Here is an 881-nt window from a genome sequence, read left to right as displayed (position 1 = left end):
GTATGAACTTGGTTTCTTCCTGTCACAACCGCTCGAATGACTCTGCCAGAACTGAGGTTTTCTACCTCAATCTGTTGGCCTTTCGCTCCATCTTCTAAGGCGACACCTTTGGTGCTTGCACTAAATCCATCTTTGCTAGCAATGATGATGATTTCATTGCCTTTCTCAATCAAAGCGGGGGCACTTAAGTTGGTTGGATCGACGACTTGTCCGGCGCGGAGTCGACGCGTGGTTTCCAAGCCGATGGCGTGTTTAGGATCGGTGTAGAAATCGTCTGAGCGCGAAATGGTTCGAGTTTCCAATTTCAGATGATTGGCTGTCACCACTTCACTGCGACCTACAGTCGTCGCCGCAACCACCACTGGCAGTGTGACCGAAGATTTGATCGTGACATTGATTCGCCATGGAGCAGTGAGATCTTCGCAACTGACGGAACGCTTTAAGTTACCGACTGGCAAAGGTTGGTTATCGCGACCCGTGATCACCAATTTGGCATCGCATTTGGGTAAATGGTTGGCAGAACCTGGCACCCACAAGTCGTACTCCAGTTGGTACTCGCCCCACTGGTTAGACTTGGCTACGCGGTCTACTTCTTGTTCAAAATGTTTCGCGACAACGGCCTTTAGCTCCTCCGATGAGAAGGTGGTTTGGTCCGAGTTAGCGAAAGTTTGTCCTGCCGAAAGAATTCCTAATAACAGTATCCACTTTGAGGAAATTAGAGTTTTCCCCCTAATTTTTTTGCTTTCCGTAAACCGGAAGTTTGGTTTCCACTCTTGTTTGTAAGTCATTGATAAATATAAATAAATTTTATGGCACGTATCTTGTTTGTATCTTGGCGTATTCGAGCCGACTGTAAGGAAAGATGCATGGCGATCACATTT

1 protein-coding gene is annotated in these 881 nt (G+C 47.0%); it reads right to left on the bottom strand.

Annotated elements, in window-relative coordinates; genetic code table 11:
• Positions 1-788, bottom strand: a 788-nt coding sequence (gene flgA / locus R7Z50_RS25830) for a flagellar basal body P-ring formation chaperone FlgA (protein WP_318149520.1), incomplete at its 3' end; no start/stop codon positions are given.
• Between the last annotated feature and the right edge of the window lie 93 nt (positions 789-881).

It is taken from the genome of Vibrio sp. 1249-1 (assembly GCF_033340495.1).
This window is presented reverse-complemented; position numbering and strand designations above follow the sequence as displayed.